Source organism: Candidatus Poriferisodalis sp. (genome assembly GCF_965219595.1).
Classification (GTDB): Bacteria; Actinomycetota; Acidimicrobiia; order Acidimicrobiales; family Poriferisodalaceae; genus Poriferisodalis.
The window spans coordinates 2,872,824-2,892,287 of the sequence record NZ_OZ244781.1; the positions used below are offsets into that span (position 1 = coordinate 2,872,824).

Below are 19,464 nucleotides of genomic sequence, written 5' to 3' on the forward strand. Positions count from 1 at the left end.
AACCGCAGGGAATTCGCCAATGCGACCGTTGCCAAGCTTGGGGTGAGTCACGCCACCTCGACGGCGGCTGCCAGGATCCACTCGTACGCAGGTTGGGCGCGTACTCCGGTGGGCACCTCGGCAGGAAGACTCCGGTGGTCAAGTGTGAGCAACGACTGTGTGGCCGACGGGAAGGCCTGTCCGGCAGCGGCGAGAGCGCGGAGTTCTCGATCTGCCGTCGCTGCCTCTGTCGCGTCCGCGCACACCTGGATGAGCTCGATGGTGCCGTCGAGATGGCGTGCCAGGAAATCCACCTCGAAGCCCTGGGGTGTGCGGACGTAGGTGACTTCGCTCCCGCGACGCTCCAGTTCGATCAGGACTGCCGTCTCGAGGGCGTGCCCCGTGTTTGCCCTCCCGGTTCGGTCGTAGACACTGATGAGTCCTGAATCGATGGGGTACGCCTTGCGGGGGTTGACCATCCGCTGGCGCACCGATGCGGTCTCCATCCACACCGTCCGCACCAGAAAACTGTCCTCCAGGCAGCTCAGATGGTGGTGCACGGTGTCGCGCGCGATCGCGATCCCCTGGGAACGCAATGCACGGTGGAACTTCTCGACGCTGAACATTGCGCCGGCATTGGCCAGCAGCTGACGTGCCAGCCATCTCAGGCCGACGATATTGGTGACGCCGTAGCGGTCGATCACGTCCCTCAGCAGAGCAACGTCGACATAGTCGGTGAGCAATCGGCGCCGAGTCGCGATATCGAGTCCTTGTGCTTCGGGAAAGCCGCCGCTCTCGAGCCATTCGAGGAACGCTTCCTCGACACGCATCCGCTCGGTGCGGGGCAGCAATGGGGGAGTCTCGGGCAACGTCACACCTCGGTGCCGCAATGCCTCGTCAAAGCCGAATGGATTCATGAGCACTTGCCAGGCTCTGCCCCGAAGCTCGGTTGCGATTTCGCGCGAGAGCAAGGCCGCCGAGGAACCCGAGACGAACACCTCGGTGCCATCGGCATCGAGCAGGCGCCGGACGAGCCGTTCCCACCCCGGCACGATCTGGATCTCGTCGAGAAACCAGCACATCGGTGTGTGCGCATCGGCGTGGGTTGCTAGCCGATGCCGGTCGGTGTACTCGTCAATCAGTGCGCCCAGCGTTGACCCGTCGAGTTCTCGCAGGCGTTCGTCTTCCAAGGAGAGGAAGGGAAGGTGCGTGGCTGGGACACCCGCAGAGCCGCGTTCCGCACGCAGCTGGTGCAGGTATGTCGTCTTGCCGGCGCGTCTCATGCCGATCACCGCAGTGGCCTTGCCGGCGAACGCGGACCGGCCGGCGACACGACGTGGTGTGAGTGCTGCCGGACGATGCACTTCTTCCAGTCGTGCAAGAAAGGCGTGACGCAAGCGCGACGAGAGCCCGCCGGTGACTGCTGCCCGCCCCCGATTGCCGTCCGCCGTTGATGCCATGACCAGAATTCTCCTTTTCAGAAGGAGAATTTATCAGAAAATACGCCTTTAGAAAAGGAGAATTTGTCGACCGTGGGTCCCTGACCGGCGGCTTGCGCCAGCGAAGACGGACAGGCGGCGAGCCGGAGCGAAGCGGCGCTACGAGGGGACTTCTTCGTACCAGTCGTGTGCGTGGTGCAGCAGGTAGTCGCAGATCTTGGTGCACCGGTCGAAGGGCTCGCACATGTCGTCCTCGCCTTGCAGCAGCGCCTGTAGCGACAATTCCTTGCGTGCCACGATCATCAGCGTCCGTTTCGCTGCGTCGGTCACCGATGTGAGCGAATCGATGGCGGACACCTCCACCGGCAGGGCTGTGCCGCCGAGGCCGGCGAGGTCGGTCGCCAGCACGAGCATGTCGGGGCTGTGATCCAGTGGCGGGAGCGCCCAAGTGAACATCAGGGGCAGCCAGAACTCATCGGGAGGCAGCTCGTCTTCTGGCGTCGCCCACAGCACCTCCTCGAATGACAGCATCGTACGCGGATCGGCTTCCAGCGTGAGGTGCAAATCGAGCGGTCCGCCGCAGGCCTCCGCCGGATGCAGATCGACCTCCCAGGTCTGGCGCAGGCTGTAGGTCTCGATGAACTGTCGCTCGTCGTGAATGTGAAAGCCGTGCGCATGGGCGTGGTCCTTCAGGCTCGCCATGTAGCCGGAGATGTCGATCGCTGCCATCGGGATGCTCCCCATGCGGCGCTGAGGTGATGATCGGAGGTTATAGCGCCGGGTGGCAGCATTCGACGGGCGAATTCAGAGCGCGATGATGTGTGGAATCATCTTGGACGGTTCAGGCCGAGTGTGTACGACGGAGGTCGAGCGCCATTGGTGGCAGCTTCGTTGTGAGACCGGCCATCATGACTGACTGCTCGCAACCACCGTTGGAACTCGTCGGCGTTCTCGATGGCGGCTGCTTCGAACGCGTGCGCGTGTTCTGGCGTTCACTCTGCCCCGTCCGGCGCTGCTGTCCAAGGGCTCGCCGTAGCGGTATTCTCTTCGGGCAGGAATGACGCTGCCGCCAGCGCACAGCAAGGGCGGCGGTGAGTGAAGGCATCGAGACTGGGACTTCGAGCGAGACCGATGAGTTTCCGGCGGGTGAGAATGCGCCTGACGCGGCCGATGCGAGCGGCTTGGGCTGCTGTGCTGACGGCGGCGATCGCGGTTGCTGTGCTGGGTGCGGGGATGCCCGCGGTGGCGGCGCAGGCCAGCGGCGACGGTGCCGGGTCTGGGCAAGACGCGGGGCCTGACGTGACTGAGGGCTTGGAGCCGGGCACGCTCGAGGGCGGCATCGAGCCTGATCCGGGGGCCGGTGCGGCGTCTTTGGCCTATCCCAATTTGGGTGCCCGTCTGTCGGCGTTGGCGGTCGCCGCGGCGTCGGCTGTCGGCGGCGAGGGCGGCGCTGGGAACTCCAGCGAATCCGGCAGCTACGCCACCGCGATGATCGGGCTGTCGATCACGTTCGACGGCGACTCCGAGCAGGCCGTCGAAGCGATCACGGCCGTCGGCGGCGACGTGCGCAATGTGTTCGACGGCTATGTCGAGGCGTTCGTGCCCTCCACTGCGCTGGCCGCTCTGGCGCAGATCCCCGGTCTCACTTGGGCCCGGGAGCTTGCTGTGCCGCACAAGGACAGGGGTCGCTATACCAGCGGCGGCGTCGCTGCGCACCTGGCCGACGCTTGGCACGACGCGGGCATCACCGGCGGCGGCGTGAAGATCGGCGTGATCGATGCCTCGTCGGGAGTTACAGCGAGGGACGGCTTCACGGGCTTGCGGTCGGCCATGGCCAGCGGTGATCTGCCTGCCACGGTGGTGGGGCGCTGTTACAAGGCGGTGGCCCTGGCGACCAGCGACATCGACGACTGCGCCAAAGCGGGCGGTGACAGCCACGGCATGTCTGTGGCCGCGACCGTGATGGACGTGGCGCCCGACGCCAGCCTGTACATCTCCAATGCTCGCACTTGGGGCGATTTGCAGCGGTCGGTGGAATGGATGAAGAACCAAGGGGTCGGGGTGATCGTCCACTCGACCTCTTGGAGCTTCCACGGTGCTGCCGACGGTACCACCCCGGTGAATCCGAGTCCGCTGAGAACGGTGAAGTGGGCGGCCGACAACGGCATTGTGTGGGTGAACTCGGGTGGCAACCGCAACGGCAAGACTTGGTTCGGGGCGTTCACCGATGCCGACAACGACAACATCCACGAGTGGGCGACCGGCGATGAGTACCAAGAGTTCACGTTGAATGCCGGTGAGTCCAAGGATGCGGTGTTCATGCGCTGGGATGACGCGTGGGGCACAGCGAGCAAGGACCTGGCGCTGCTGGTTGTCAAGAACCCGGGCACGGCGTCGGAGCAAGTGGTCGACAACTTGAACGACGAGCAGAAGGGTGCCTCAAACAGCTTCCCGTTCGAGTTCAAGTCGTTCACGGCCCCTCACGCCGGGACATACGCGTTCGTGGTGAAGAAGATGAGCGGCGCGGCGCCGGGCTGGATCCAGATGGCCACGTTCGGCTCGCTTGCTCACAGCACCACCGGCCACAGTGTGATCAGCCCGGCCGACAGCCCCCACGCTGGGGTGCTGGCCGTCGGCGCCGCTTCGACCGCCAGCAGCGACATTCGGTCCTACAGCAGTCTGGGGCCGACGCCCGACGGCCGCGTCAAGCCCGACATCGTGGGGGCGGACGGCTATGTGGCCGTGAGCGGCACCAACTACGGCACCAGCTATGCCGCACCCCATGTCGCCGGCTTGGCTGCGCTGGTCCGACAGCAGAACCCCGAGTTCTCTGCTGTGCAGACCGCCGAGTATCTCAAGACACACGCCGCGCCGCGCGGCAACCCCTATCCCAACAACACTTGGGGGCACGGCTTCGCGCAGCTGCCGCCTCTCGGCTGCGTCGACCGCCTCGACGGCGACGGCACAGTGTCGGGCGCGTGGACGTCGGGTTGCACGTCGGCGGTCCACACGCAGAAGTCGAGCCGGTATTACACGTTCACGATCTCACAGCAATCGACGGTGACGATCGACCTGTCCTCCAGCGTCGACGGCTACCTGTACCTGCGCAACGGCTACAACAACCAGAAAGACGTGGCGCTGCACACCGACGACAACAGCGGCACCGGCGCCGACGCACGCATCAGCGCGTCGCTGGCCGCGGGTACGTACACGATAGAAGCCACCACTGCATCCACGGGCCAGACCGGCGCCTTCACACTGGCGGTGTCGGGCGGGCTGACAGAGGTGTCTGAGGTGGGCATCTCCGCCGGGGCCGACATCACCGAGGGCGGCAATGCCGTCTTCACCCTCACGGCCACTCCTGCGCCGCCGTCGCCGCTGACCGCAACCGTCGAGATCACCGCTGACGGCGACTGGGGGATCACCCCCCGCACACAGACGGTGACGATCCCCGCCACCGGCACCGCCACGCTGACCCTCGCCACCTACAACGACTCGACCGAGGAGTACGACGGCTCGGTCACCATGCGAGTGATCGGCAAGCCCGCTTATGTAGTCTCATCGACTGCTGACGCAGCCACGGTCGCGGTCTCCGACGACGACGGCGGCGCTCCGTGCACCGATCCGATCACCGGCGACGGCACCACGAACAGCGAGTTGACTCTGGCTTGTCATTCGTTCACTCGAGACGCCCACGCCAATTTCTTCACGTTCTCGGTAGCCGAGCCGCGGGTCGTCACCATCGAGATGAACGCCTTCGACGACGGCTACAAGGAGAGCACGTATCTCTACCTGCGCCAAGGCAACGGCACCCTGCGTGGGCCTGCGCTCTATGAGGACGACAACAGTGGACCTGTCCGAGACTCGAAGATCGTTGCCGTCTTGGATCCTGGGGATTACACGATAGAAGCCACTCTGGGGTGGGACAACAACGGCGGCGGCCCGCATCTCACCAAGTTCGCACTCGTGACCAGCGGCCTCACGTCGTCACAGCCGACTGTTCCTCACATCCGCATCGCTGCCGACGGCGTGACCGAAGGCGATGATGTTGTCTTCAATCTGCGGGCTCTTCCCGCACCGGCTGCCGACCTCCAAATCCCTGTGGATATCACCCAGCTTGGCGCCTTCGGCTTCTCGCCGAGCATTGAATCCACCACGGTGACGATCCCCACCAGCGGCCGAGCAACGCTGACCTTCACGACCCAAAACGACTCGACAGCAGAAGACGACGGCTGGGTGACAGCCGCGCTGAACGACGGTCAGGGCTACACGGTGTCAACGGCGAGGCGAGCCACATCCGCCGTGGCCGATGACGACGGCGCCCCGCCGTGCTCCATCACGCTGAGCGGCAACGGCAACATGACCGGTGAGCTGTTCGACGGTTGCCAGTCGGTAGACCGTGATGGCAGTTACGCCCGCTTCTACACGTTCACCATGAGCCAGCGGGGGAAAATCACCATCCAGATGAACGGGACCGTGCCCGTCCATGGGGGAATGGACACAAGGGACACCTACCTCAACTTGCGCAGCGGCAACGACGTCAAGAGCGGCGCCTTGGTGGCCAGCGACAGCGGCAGCTGGCTCAACGCCAAGATCGATCGCACAATTGATCCCGGCACCTACACGATCGAGGCCACTTCGTACAAGCCCGACACAACGGGCGCGTTCGAGTTGGTCGTAGATGGAATCACAGAGGACAACGGCACCTGCATAGAGCACCTGACGGGCGACGGCACGTCCAAGGGCGCATGGGCGAGCAGTTGCACTTCAAGCGCACGAGAAGGCCGCTATGCCCGGTTCTACACCTTTGAGCTCAAGCAGCGCAGCACGATTGCCATCGATCTGAAGTCAAGCATCGACAGCTATCTCTTCCTGCGCTCAGGCAACGACGTCCGGGTAGGAACAGCGCTGCACACCAACGACGACGGCGGCACGGGTTCCGATGCACGCATAAGCCAATCGCTCGCTTCCGGCTGGTACACCATCGAGGCCACGACGTATCGTCGCGCCCAGTCCGGGAGATTTGACCTGGAAGTCAGCGGTATTCCCGCTCCGGCAGCAACGCCGGAGGTCAGCATTGCGGCGGGGGCCGACATCACCGAGGGCGGGAATGCGACGTTCACGGTGACGGCTGATCCTGCACCTTCGGCTGACCTCGATGTTGCGGTGGCGGTCTCGCAGGCGGGCGATTTCGGCGTTTCGCCGGTTTCGCAGACCGTCACCATCCCGACCACCGGCAGTGCCGTGCTGACCGTCACCACCGCGAACGACTCGGTGGGCGAGTACGACGGCGCTGTCACAGCGACGGTGACCGCCGGCGCCGGGTACACCGTGTCGACTGCCAGCGGGTCGGCGACGGTGGCGGTGGCGGACGACGACGGCGGTGCGCCTTGTTCGGTGCGGCTCAGCGGCAACGGCAGTGTGGACGGCAGGTGGACCTCGGATTGCGCATCCACTGACCGCACCAACCGGTATGCCCGCTTCTACTCGTTCAACCTGTCGCAGCAGAGCGCGGTGACCATCGAGTTGGCGTCGTTCGAGGACAACTACCTCTATTTGCGAGCAGGCGAGGACACGCAGACCGGCACCGCACTGCACTCCAACGACGATTACCGCAGTCCGAGCACGGACGCCGGTATCAGCGAGACGCTCGCTGCCGGCTGGTACACGATCGAGGCCACGACCTTCGACCAAGCCGTCAGCGGCGATTTCACCCTCACCGTGAGCGGCTTGACCGCACAGCCGACAGGACCGGAAGTCAGCATTGCTGCCGGCAGCGGAATCACCGAGGGCGGCGACGCGGTGTTCACCGTCACTGCCGACCCGGCGCCGTCGGCGGCCTTGGACGTGACCGTGGCGATCACGCAGTCCGGCGATTTCGGGGTTACGCCGACTGCGCAGACCGTCTCGATTCCGACCTCGGGCGCTGCCACGCTCACCGTCACCACAGCCAACGACAGCGCTGACGAGGCTGATGGATCGGTCACTGCCACCATCGACACCGGCAGCGGCTACACCATCTCCTCGACGGCAGGCGCAGCGACTGTCGCAGTCGCTGACGATGACGATCCGCTGTGTGACACTGCGGATGCCATCAGCCGGGCGCGTGCTGCGTTTGCGTGGCACACCGACAACAATGGCGGCAACGAGGTTGTGTTCTGGCAGGTCCTGGCTTATCTGGGGGCTGATCCGTTGCCTGCGCCGCCGGGCGGCACTGTTTCTGCGTCGACCACTCCTGAGGCGGTGAAGGCGTTCAGCGACGGCAAGTCGTGGCCTGGCTGGGTGCCCATCAACGCCGCCATGTCATGCCATCCCCCGCCGCCCGAGGTCAGCATCACAGCCGGCGTCGACATCGACGAGGGCGGTGTTGCGGTGTTCACGGTCACCGCCGACCCGGCGCCGACAGCCGCGCTGGCTGTGACCGTGGCGGTGTCTGCGTCGGGGGATTTCGGTGTGTCGCCGGGGTCGCATACGGTGACGATCCCCACTACCGGCAGCGCGACCTTGACTGTCGCTACGGCCGGCGACTCGGCTGATGAGGCCGATGGGTCGGTCACTGCGGCGGTCAGTGCTGGCTCGGGCTACAGGGTCTCCGCAACGGTCGGGTCGGCGTCTGTTGGGGTGGCTGATGACGATGTGCCTGTGGTCAGCATCGCTGGGGGTGCTGATGTCGGTGAGGGCGGCGATGCGGTGTTCACGGTGTCTGCCAGTCCTGCGCCGTGGGCGGGGTTGGATGTGTCTGTGGCAGTCGCCCAGACTGGTGACTTCGGCGTGACGCCGGGTTCGCGGACGGTCACGGTCCCGACGTCAGGCACGGCGACGCTCACGGTCACTACAGCCGACGACAGCGCTGACGAGGCTGACGGGTCGGTCACTGCGACCGTCGGCATAGGAAGCGGTTACACGGTGTCGGCGACTGCGGGCACGGCTGCGGTCGCGGTGCGAGATGACGACGATCCGCCGGTGTCTGATCCGGTGGTGAGCATCACGGCGGGCAGCGGTATCAGCGAGGGCGGCGACGCGGTGTTCACGGTGTCTGCTGTTCCGGCGCCGTCGGCTGCGTTGACAGTCACCGTGTCGGTCTCCCAGACCGGCGATTACGGCATCACTGGCGGTTCGCGTCAGGTGACCATCCCCGCCTCCGGGACCGCGACGCTGACGGTGGCGACGGCGAACGACTCGACGGACGAGGCTGACGGGTCGGTGACGGCGAACCTCAGCACCGGCGCTGGCTACACGGTCTCTGCGGCGGCGGGTTCGGCGTCGGTGGCGGTGTCTGATGACGATGATGCGGTGCCGGTGGCCGATCCGTGCGTGGCGGTGCTGTCGGGCGACGGGAGCGTCACCGGGCAGTGGGCTGCGGGGTGCGGTTCGTCGGCGCGTGCGGGCCGTTTTGCGCGGTTCTTTTCGTTCTCGTTGGACAGCCCGGGCCGGGTGACGATCGATCTGGAGTCGTCGGCTGACACGTATTTGTATCTGCGCCGGGGTGTGGGCCAGAGGTCGGGTGCTGCGGTGGCGTCTGACGATGACGGCGGCGGCAGCTTTGACTCGCGGATCAGTCGGACGCTGGGGGCGGGCGGTTACACGATCGAGGCGACGACGTTTCACGCGTCGACGCCGGGGTCGTTCACGCTGACGGTCGCTGGCATTCCGGCGCAGACGGTGGTCCAGCCGGACCCGGAGGTCGCTATCGCTGCGGGCGGCGGGATCACCGAGGGTGGCGACGCGGTGTTCACGGTGTCTGCGGTTCCGGTGCCGTCGGCGGCGTTGGACGTGACCGTGGCGGTCGCCCAGTTGGGCGATTTCGGTGTGTCGCCGGGATCGCGCACGGTCACGATTCCCACGTCGGGCAGCGCTGTGCTGAGGGTGGCCACGGCCAACGACTCGACTGACGAGGCTGACGGGTCGGTCACCGCGACCGTCGGCGCCGGAAGCGGCTACACGGTGTCGGCCAGCAGCGGGTCGGCGTCTGTGGCGGTGGCCGACGACGACAGCCTGGTCCCGCCGGTGTCGGTGTGTGTGCCGTCTTTGCCGTCTGATGCGGTGACGGTGTCAGAGGTGACCGGCTGGCGTGACGCCCATTCGGGGTCGGCGCACGTGTTGCGGTGGAACCGGGTGCTGGCCGCTTTGGGCACAGACACCGGCGAGACGCCGATGACAGTGGAGCAGTCCCGTGCCAATGAGAGCGTGTTCATCCCCGGCCGCTGGGACCGCGTCACCCGCACTCTCGAAGCTCTCGGACAGTGTGCCGACCCGTCGGCGGTGACGCCTGAGATCAGCATCACTGCCGGGGCCGGTGTCACTGAGGGCGGCGACGCGACGTTCACGGTCACTGCTGATCCCGCACCGTCTTCGCCGCTGACGGTCACTGTGTCGGTCGCGCAGTCGGGCGATTTCGGCGTGTCGCCGGGCTCTCGGACGGTGACGGTGCCCACCGGCGGCAGTGTCACGCTCACCGTGGCGACGGCGAACGACACCGCCGATGAGGCCGACGGGTCGGTTACAGCGACCGTCAGTGCCGCCAGCGGCTACACCGTGTCCCCCACAGCGGGCACGGCCACGGTCGCGGTCCAAGACGACGACGACCCCGCCCCGCCGCCTCCGCCTGTGGCTGATCCTGAGGTGAGCATCACAGCAGGCGGCGGGGTCACCGAGGGCGGCGACGCGACCTTCACGGTCACTGCGGACCCCGCGCCGACGGCGCCGCTGACAGTGGACGTGACCGTGGCTCAGGTCGGCGATTTCGGCGTGTCGCCGGGCTCTCGGACGGTGACGGTGCCCACCGGCGGCAGTGTCACGCTCACCGTGGCGACGGCGAACGACACCGCCGATGAGGCCGACGGGTCGGTCACAGCGACCGTCAGCGCCGGCAGCGGCTACACGGTGTCCCCGTCGGCGGGCACTGCGACGGTGGCGGTGGCCGATGACGACGACCCGCCTCCGCCGCCTGCGGTGGACCCTGTGGTGAGCGTCACGGCCGGCGGCGGGGTGACTGAGGGCGGCGACGCGACGTTCACGGTCACTGCTGACCCTGCGCCGTCGGCGGCTTTGACGGTGGAGGTGACCATCGCTCAGGTCGGCGATTACGGCGTAGCGGCCGGGTCGCGTCAGGTGACCATCCCGACTTCGGGCACCGTCACCCTGACCGTCGCCACGACCGGCGATAGCACCGACGAGGCCGACGGCACGGTCACGGCGACGGTGGGTTCGGGCAGCGGCTACACCGTGTCCCCGTCGGCGGGCACAGCCGCGGTGGCGGTGGCAGATGACGACGACCCGCCGCCGAACGCGACGCCGTCGTTGTCGATCAGCGACGCGTCGGCTAGCGAGGGCGGCACGCTGACGTTCACGGTGACGCTCAGTCCGGCCAGCGGCCGTTATGTGTGGGTGCACTATTACGCGCGACCTGCGTTCGGGGCTGAGTTGTCGGCGACCTTCGCGGACTTCGCGCAGGCCTACGGGATGCTGACCTTCAGACCCGGCGAGACAACCAAGACCATCACGGTGGCAGCGGTCGACGACAGCAGCCCAGAAGACGACGAGACGTTCAGAGTCGTGCTGTACTCCGCAGCCCAAGCAGCAGTCGCCGACGGCGAAGGCGTCGGCACCATCACCGACAACGACTGACAGGCGAGCTGAGTCAGTAGATGCCGGGCGGAAGTCCGGCCGAATAAATCAGCAGTCTCCTAGACCTCGAAGCGAGGTCCGGGGCCGTAGGCGACGCTGGGGCCGCGTGGGGCGTCAGTGGTCCGTTCGAGCATTTCGCGATCGACGAGTTCGCGCAGGATGGCCGATGCTCTTGGTGTGCCGACGCCGAGGAGGTTGCGCACGACCTGGTTGTTGATGCGGCCGTGCTTGTTCACGTGAGCGGCGATGGTGTCTTCGATCTCGCTGCTGTCCCGCCGAGAGCGACGCACAGCAGAGCCCAAGCCTCGGGCTGCCTCTGCGGTGAGTCGGTAGCGGGTTGAGGGCCCGTTCGTTCTGGCGTGCGATGGTTCGATGAGCGGTCGGGCGTCGGCGGCCATGCGCTGCATTGCTCGGGCTGCGTCCGTCTCGGGACGCTGGAAGGCCTGAGCCATCTGGGTCGGCGCGACGGTGCCTGACGCGCAGAGCCGGCGCAGCACCAGCAGCAGTTCGACATCGTTGCGCTGCGCATCCTTGAGGAGCGCTACGCACGAGGCAAAATCAGGTTCGGCAGGACCGCCATCGAACTGCACCCGCACGGCTTCCGCCGAACCCGAGATTGATGGGGGCGGCTTGCCAAGGCTCAGCATCGACCGGTACATCCGCGCAATCCCGGTGCCGAGTTCTTCGATCAGGCCCAACGCGCGAAACGCACGTGCGAGGAGCCGGTTGCGGGGGCGAGATGTTGTCGAGAGGATGTTGTGCTCGGTCACGCCGCTGACGAATGGCCCCATCGAGGTGACCGACAGCGCATCGTCGAAGTGCTCGACCCGTACGGGTTCGGCGATATCGAGGCGGCGGTGGACGAGAGCATTGGCAACGGCTTCGCGTATCGATCCGGGCGGGTAGCGGTGCATCTGGATTTGCTGGCCGTTCGGCAGGAGCAGCGGCTCGAAGGGGTTCCTGGAGGCGACGAGTTCGAGCACGCGGCCGAACGCCGGCAGCAACGGCATGGCGATGCGCTCCGTTGCGTCGGGCGGACTGCCGACGCTGAGGCGGTGCTGGTAGACGACGACTTCCTCGCCTGTCGCGCAGAGCAGCTGCTCGCCTGCGATGTACAGCCCTCCGTCGGGCGAAGCCAAGCCCATCGTTGAGCACAGTTCGGCGTTGGGCAGTTCGGCCCAGCGTTCTCGTTCGCCGCCGAGACGCCGCAACTCCCCGCGTGCGACCTCCATCGCGACCGGGTCAAGATCCTCGACGGTCCGGCCGCTGCGTGCCTCCGACGGATCGACTCCGTGCCGTTCACTGTGGAGCGCAGCGATCTCGTCGGGGGCCAGCGGGAGGCAGCTGCGCCCGATGCGTCGCGTCACTCTGCCGGCGACGCCATGCACGGTCGCGCCGACTGGCACGTGCGCAACCAGCAGCCTCCCCTCGTCGTGCCAATGCACGGTGAGGCCCACCGTGAGGCCCGGCGTCACCGTCTCGAAGATGTAGCGGCGCGCCTCCAGTTCGTCGAGATCGGTGCCCGAGAATGCCGCTGCACCACTCTGGTCATCGTCGACTCCGAGAACCACAGAACCACCGTGGCCATTGGCCAGGCACGCAGCGGCTTCGGCCAGCGCCATGCGAGTCTTTCGTGCGCCGCCGCGGGCCGACTTGAACTCCAGAGTCTCCGACTCGAGGTCACCGGGTTTCGACCCACGCCCGATCGCCTCCAGCGCTTCAAGCACCTCATCCGGCACACGTTCCGTCGCCATAATTTTAGCCTAACTGACAATTTGCATTGAACTAAAACTCTCGGGACCCTTGAATAAACTGACGCGGGCAGCATCTGTCGCATCAGGCTGAACTGGGTCCGGCATGACGAGTCGGATGCCAGCCATGGCCGTCTGCCAAAGTTTTAGTTTCTTGAGAAACAGCACAGACAATAAAACTCTCAGAAACTGGAGACGAGAACTGCCGACGCCGTTCAGCCAGCGCTGGCAGCCTTCGATCGTTGGCGCGTCGGCGGCGAGCGGGCCGTGATCGGCCTGTCGGGTCGTCCCGCCGCTTAGCTCAGATGGCGAGAGCACCTCCCTTACAAGGAGGGGGTCGCAGGTTCGAGTCCTGCAGCGCCCACCGATAGGTGCCGGGCCGTGAATTCCTTGCTCGATGATGTGTGCAAGCATCTCGGTTGATTCAGCACCTGTGTGGAACGGGGGTTCGGATGCTGATGCCACGACGGTTCACGGGTCTGGTTGTTGCTTCGGTTGCTGTTGTTCTCGTTGCGCTGTCGCTGTCTCCTGTTGGGGCGTCGGCTGGTTTGGCGTCGGTTCAGGCGTCGGTTCTGCCTGATGCCGGGGTTGGCAAGGATCCTTGTCCGGTTCCTGCGGAGGGCAGGCTGCGGTCTGACGCGGAGTGCGATGTGGTGGTCCGGCTGGTCAACAACAGTTCGGCTGTTTCGACGTTCTCTATCAGCGAGAGCGGTGCTGCGGGTGCGCTTGATGAGAGCGTGTTCAGTCCGTCGCTGCCGGGGAAGAGCAGGCTGGGGGAGTGTCCGTGCGAGGTGACGGTTGCCGCGAACTCGTCGGCGACGTTCGGGCTTCGGGTCGAGGTGGGCGATGTGACGCCGGGCTGGTACACGAGCCGTGTCCGTGTGCATCGGCTGCACACCGGCGGGCGGCTGCTGCACAGTTTTTTGCTCAAGATCGAGGAGGTCGGTGCGGACTGGGACGTGACGGTGTCGCGAGACTCCTTGTCGCTGGCCGAGGCCGATGACCCCGACACTGCCGACGCGTGGGAGCATCAGGCGGCTTATTCGGTGAGGCTGACCGAGGAGCCCTCCGGCGATGTCACCGTCACGCCGGTGAGCGCCGACGCGTCGGTCGTTGCGGTGTCGGGGGCGTTGACGTTCACGGCTGCGGACTGGCAGACCCCCAAGACGGTGACGGTGACTGCTGTCGACGACGACATAGCCAACGTCGGGGACCGTCACGCGAGCATCCGCCACGACGTCAGCGGCGTCGGCGTCGGTGACGTGACGGCGGACGACGTAGCCGTCGTGGTCGCCGATGACGACATTCGGGGCGTGAGCGTGTCGGCAGGCACGCTGGCGCTCGACGAGGCCGACGATCCCGATACCGGCGGGGTTCTCGAGCACCGAGGCGCCTACACAGTGCGCCTGACAAGCGAGCCCGCCGGCGGCGATGTCACCATCGACCTGGCCAGCGGCGACACGTCGGTCGCGACGGTCACCCCGGCGACGCTGACGTTCACCTCCGCGGACTGGAGCACCGAACGGACGGTGACCGTCACCGCTGTCGACGACAACACGAACACTGCGGGCGGCCGTCAGACGAGCATCGCCCACACCGTCACCAGCGCCGGCGACTACGCCGGCATGTCAGCCGACAGCGTGGCGGTCACGGTCGGCCCGCTGCGCATCGACCCATGCACCACCGACACCGGCGGCGATTACGACATCGACGACGACGGCCTGATCGAGATCTGCAACCTGGCGCAGCTGAACGCGGTCCGCTGGGACCTCAACGGCGACGGCGCCGCTGACGTGTACCCGCCCGACAAGGACGGAGTAACCGGCCACGACCCCGACGGCGCCGCCAAGCACGCCGCAGCGTTCCCCAACGCCATCACCAACATGGGCTGCCCGACCGGCGGCTGCGCAGGCTATGAACTGAGCGCCGACCTGGACTTCGACACCAACGCCAACGGCCGAGCCGACACAGGCGACGACTACTGGAACAACGGCCTCGGCTGGCACCCACTCATAGGCGGAGCGAGGGTCAACACGAACGGAGCGCTGAGTCGACTGAGGGACTCTGTGCCTGGCGATGGAACCAGAGTGTGCTGCGGCGACCGTCCTCACCCGCGCGCAAAGATGTTCACAGCAGAGTTCGAGGGCAACGGGCGCACCATCGCCAACCTGTACATCAATGACCGCCATCTGTTCTACGCCGGGCTGTTCGGCATTATCGGCCCCGGCGGGATCGTTCGCAACTTCGGGCTGACCGCACCCAACGCGGACAGCGGAGTGTTCGGACGCTGGTATGTGGGGGCGCTGACCGGCGATATCGAGCGGGGCAGGGTCAGCGGCGTCTATTCCGATCTCGACGTGTCGGGAAGGTACATGGTCGGCGGGCTGGCCGGCACTATCTGGGGTTACGGCTCCATGATTGAGAGTTATGCCACCGGCGACGTCACCGGCATAGAGACCGTTGGCGGCTTGCTGGGATCATCGAGCAGGTCTGGTGTTGCTGCCGTTTACGCCACCGGTGACGTGACGGTTGAAGTCGGTCAAGGTGGTGGCTTGGTCGGTTCTAGCGGCGATGGACATCTGCGGGCGGCATACGCCACGGGCTCAGTCATCGGAACTGACTACTACCCGCAACAGCGCATCGGGGGATTGGTCGGCGGTGGATTGATCGGCGTGTCCGTCCACGCATCGTTCACGCCGTGGATGCGAGCGAACTATGCCACCGGCCACGTCAGCAGTCCAAGCGGCGTGATCGCAGCCGGCGGGTTTGCCGGGGACTGCAGGGGGGCCGAGCGAAAGCGCAGCGAAGGCAACAACTACTGGGACGCAGAAACCACTGGCATGGCCGCCGGCCCGGGTTGTGGTTTGGGCTTCACCACTGCCCAGTTGCAGGCGCCCACCGGTTACACCGGCATCTACACAGACTGGAACGTGGATGTGAACGTGGGCAGCTACTACGGGAGCTTTCCCGGTCCGGGTGATGACCCGTGGGACTTCGGCACGTCTACTCAGTATCCGGTGCTGAAGTATTGCGCCGACAAGCCGGGCATCGAGACCCCTGACGGGCAGCCCTACTGCCCGCTGCAACCTGACAATCAGCGCGGCCCTTCGAGCGGCCAGGTCGGGACTGCCTCCAATCCCGTGGTGAACGTGGCTGCGGCCACCAACACGCGCGAGGGTGAGACCATTGCGTTCGTCATCGCCGGCAACCCGAATCCGTCCGCTGACCTGCCGGTGAACGTCTCCGTCACGGCCAGCGGCGACTACGGCGTCACCGCCCAGACAAAGACCGTGACCATCCCCGCCCACGGCAGCTACACCCTGAATGTCGCCACGACCAATGACAACGTGGACGAGGACAATGGCACTGTCACCGTGACGGTCGACACAGGCACGGGCTACACGGTCTCAGCTACAGCCGGCGCGGCCAGCGTCACAGTCGAGGACGACGATGTGCCCGAGATCAGCATCGCAGCCGTGGATGCCGACATCGACGAGGGCGGTGTTGCGGTGTTCGCGTTGGCTGCTGTTCCGGTGCCGGCCTCGCCGTTGACTGTGAACGTCTCAGTGGCCCAGTCCGGCGAATTCGGTGTCTCGACGGGTTCGCGTCAGGTGACGGTCGGCACATCGGGGACGGGCACGTTGTCGGTGCCGACGTCGGGCGATTCGGTTGATGAGGTGAACGGCTCGGTGACGGCGACGGTCCGCAGCGGTTCGGGGTATTCGGTGTCGTCGTCGGCGCGTTCGGCGTCTGTGGCAGTCCAAGACGACGATCACGATGATGCGTGCGTGGTGGCGTTGTGGGGTGACGGCAGCGTCAGCGGGAGGTGGGCTCGTGACTTTACGGGCTGGTTCATCGTTCCGTCCCAAGGTGATGGCAGCGTCAGCGGGATGTGGGCCGCTAGCTGCAGTTCGGCGGAGCGTGCTGGCCGGTTTGCGCGGTTCTATACGTTCTCGCTGGACAGCCCGAGCCAGGTGACGATCGATCTGGAATCGCCGCATGGGCATACCACATATCTGTATTTGCGCGCCGGGTCGGGCCAGAGGTCGGGTGAGGCGCTGGCAAGCGACGACAATCGCGGCGACAGGGACAACACGCGGATCCGTCACCAGCTTGCGGCGGGCGATTACACCATCGAGGCGACGACGGACCGCGCGCGGGTAGCGGCGCCATTCACGCTGACGGTCGCAGTGGCTGAAGACGATGATCCGGTGTCGACAGGCGATCCGTGTGTGGTGGCGTTGTCGGGTGATGGGAGCGTCACAGGGGAGTGGGCTGCGGGGTGCGCTTCTTCGGATCGCGGCGGTCGATACGCGTTGTTCTATTCGTTCTCTGTGGACGCTTCGAGCCAGGTGACGGTCGATCTGGAGTCCTCAGTCGACACGTATCTGTATCTGCGCGCCGGTGTCGGTCAGAAGCAGGGCGCTGTGCTGGAGTCCGACGATGACGGCGGCGACGGGTACGACTCGCGGATCAGCAGAACGCTGGCGGCGGGCGATTACACGATCGAGGCGACGACGTATCGCGCGTCGACACGGGGGTCGTTCACGCTGACCGTGGACGGCATCCCGGCGCAGACGGTGGTCCAGCCGGACCTGGAGTTGCAGCAGGATCCCGAGGTCAGCATCGCCGCCAGCGCCGACATCGACGAGGGCGACGATGCGACGTTCACTGTCACTGCGGTCCCGGCGCCCACAGCGGCGCTGGATGTGACTGTGGCGGTCGCCCAGTCGGGCGATTTCGGTGTGTCGCCGCGCTCGCATACGGTCACGGTCCCGGCGTCTGGCAGCGCCACGCTGACGGTCGCCACAGTCGGCGACTCGGTCGACGAGCCCGACGGGTCGGTCACCGCGACGGTCGGCGTCGGGACGGGTTACACGGTCTCGGCGACGGCGGGGTCGGCGTCGGTGGTGGTGGCTGATGACGACGGCGCTGTTCCGCCGCCGTCGGTGTGTGTGCCGTCTTTGCCGTCTGATGCGGTGACGGTGTCCGTGGTGACTGGTTGGCGTGACGAGTATTCCCATGCTGCGCATCGGCAGCGCTGGGATCGGGTGCTGGCTGCTTTGGGGGTGGACACCGGCGAGGAGGCGATGACCGTGGCCGATGCGCAGGCAGTCAAGGAGCGGATCGACAATGACCGCTGGGACCGCACCGTCCGCACGCTGGTGGCCATGGCCCAATGCGACACCGACCCGCCGCCTGCCGCCGTTCCTGTGGTGAGCGTCGCGGCCGGCGGCGGGATCGCCGAGGGCGGCGATGCGGTGTTCACGGTGTCTGCTGTTGCGGCGCCGTCGGCACCGCTGGCAGTAAGCGTCACGGTGGCCCAGACAGGCGACTTCGGCGCAGCGACCGGCACGCGCCAAGTGGCCGTCCCGACATCGGGCACCGTCACGCTGACAGTGGCCACTGTGAACGACTCCGCGGATGAGGCCGACGGGTCGGTCGCTGTCACGGTCAACGGCGGCAGCGGCTACTCCGTGTCCGCGGCCGCGGGCACAGCCACGGTCGCGGTCGCGGATGACGACGATCCGCCTGCGCCTGTGGCTGATCCTGAGGTCAGCATCACCGCCGTCGGCGGGGTGACTGAGGGCGGTGACGCGACGTTCACGGTGTCTGCTGTTCCGGCGCCGTCGGCGGCGTTGACGGTGGAGGTGACGGTTTCGCAGTCGGGCGATTTCGGTGTCGCAACGGGGTCGCGGTCGGTCACGGTGCCGTCGTCGGGCAGTGTGACGCTGACTGTCGCCACGGTCGGCGACAGCACCGACGAGCCGGCCGGGTCGGTGACGGTCACGGTCGACGCCGGCAGCGGCTACACGGTGTCCCCGTCGGCGGGCACTGCGACGGTGGCGGTGGCCGATGACGACGACCCGCCTCCGCCGCCTGCGGTGGACCCTGTGGTGAGCGTCACGGCCGGCGGCGGGGTGACTGAGGGCGGCGACGCGACGTTCACGGTCACTGCTGACCCTGCGCCGTCGGCGGCTTTGACGGTGGAGGTGACCATCGCTCAGGTCGGCGATTACGGCGTAGCGGCCGGGTCGCGTCAGGTGACCATCCCGACTTCGGGCACTGTCACCTTGACCGTCGCCACGACCGGCGATAGCACCGACGAGGCCGAGGGCACGGTCACGGCGACGGTGGGTTCGGGCAGCGGCTACACCGTGTCCCCGTCGGCGGGCACAGCCGCGGTGGCGGTGGCAGATGACGACGACCCGCCGCCGAACGCGACGCCGTCGTTGTCGATCAGCGACGCGTCGGCTAGCGAGGGCGGCACGCTGACGTTCACGGTGACGCTCAGTCCGGCCAGCGGCCGTTATGTGTGGGTGCACTATTACGCGCGACCTGCGTTCGGGGCTGAGTTGTCGGCGACCTTCGCGGACTTCGCGCAGGCCTACGGGATGCTGACCTTCAGACCCGGCGAGACAACCAAGACCATCACGGTGGCAGCGGTCGACGACAGCAGCCCAGAAGACGACGAGACGTTCAGAGTCGTGCTGTACTCCGCAGCCCAAGCAGCGATCGCCGACGGCGAAGGCGTCGGCACCATCACCGACAACGACTGACAGGCGAGCAGGGTCAGTAGATGCCGGGCGGAAGTCCGGCCGAATAAATCAGCAGCCTGCTAGACCTCGAAGCGAGGTCCGGGGCCGTAGGCGACGCTGGGGCCGCGT

At 66.5% G+C, this 19,464-nt stretch carries 5 protein-coding genes and 1 tRNA gene; 3 read left to right on the plus strand and 3 right to left on the minus strand.

Going from position 1 to position 19,464, the window contains the following annotated elements:
* Positions 1-47 precede the first annotated feature (47 nt).
* Both ACOQPE_RS12770 and ACOQPE_RS12775 read right to left on the minus strand, forming a co-directional pair.
* Positions 48-1,439 carry an ATP-binding protein gene (locus tag ACOQPE_RS12770; protein WP_420609279.1) on the minus strand — a complete coding sequence of 464 codons (1,392 nt, stop codon included), beginning with the start codon at positions 1,437-1,439 and terminating at the stop codon, positions 48-50.
* Positions 1,440-1,577: 138 nt separating this feature from the next.
* Positions 1,578-2,147, minus strand: coding sequence for a hypothetical protein (locus ACOQPE_RS12775; RefSeq protein ID WP_420609280.1), 570 nt, complete (start codon positions 2,145-2,147; stop codon positions 1,578-1,580).
* A 423-nt stretch (positions 2,148-2,570) separates the two neighbouring features.
* Between ACOQPE_RS12775 and ACOQPE_RS12780 the strand changes: the two genes are divergently transcribed.
* Positions 2,571-11,045, plus strand: coding sequence for a Calx-beta domain-containing protein (locus ACOQPE_RS12780; protein ID WP_420611393.1), 8,475 nt, complete (start codon positions 2,571-2,573; stop codon positions 11,043-11,045).
* Between the two features lie 59 nt (positions 11,046-11,104).
* On the opposite strand, the gene ACOQPE_RS12785 is transcribed toward ACOQPE_RS12780, so the two are convergent.
* Positions 11,105-12,799, minus strand: coding sequence for an ATP-binding protein (locus ACOQPE_RS12785; protein WP_420609281.1), 1,695 nt, complete (start codon positions 12,797-12,799; stop codon positions 11,105-11,107).
* A 290-nt stretch (positions 12,800-13,089) separates the two neighbouring features.
* On the opposite strand from ACOQPE_RS12785, the gene ACOQPE_RS12790 reads away from it, so the two are divergent.
* Together ACOQPE_RS12790 and ACOQPE_RS12795 are read left to right on the plus strand one after the other, a co-directional pair.
* Positions 13,090-13,160, plus strand: a tRNA-Val gene (locus tag ACOQPE_RS12790).
* Positions 13,161-13,446: 286 nt separating this feature from the next.
* Positions 13,447-19,356 (plus strand): Calx-beta domain-containing protein, encoded by a 5,910-nt coding sequence (locus tag ACOQPE_RS12795; protein WP_420609282.1) that lies wholly within the window; start codon positions 13,447-13,449, stop codon positions 19,354-19,356.
* Positions 19,357-19,464: the final 108 nt, after the last annotated feature.

Bases quoted from the DNA above. Each gene is read 5' to 3' on its own strand.
- ACOQPE_RS12770 (WP_420609279.1), bottom strand. From the start codon at position 1,439: ATGGCATCAACGGCGGACGGCAATCGGGGGCGGGCAGCAGTCACCGGC.
- ACOQPE_RS12775 (WP_420609280.1), bottom strand. From the start codon at position 2,147: ATGGCAGCGATCGACATCTCCGGCTACATGGCGAGCCTGAAGGACCAC.
- ACOQPE_RS12780 (WP_420611393.1), top strand. From the start codon at position 2,571: ATGCGCCTGACGCGGCCGATGCGAGCGGCTTGGGCTGCTGTGCTGACG.
- ACOQPE_RS12785 (WP_420609281.1), bottom strand. From the start codon at position 12,799: ATGGCGACGGAACGTGTGCCGGATGAGGTGCTTGAAGCGCTGGAGGCG.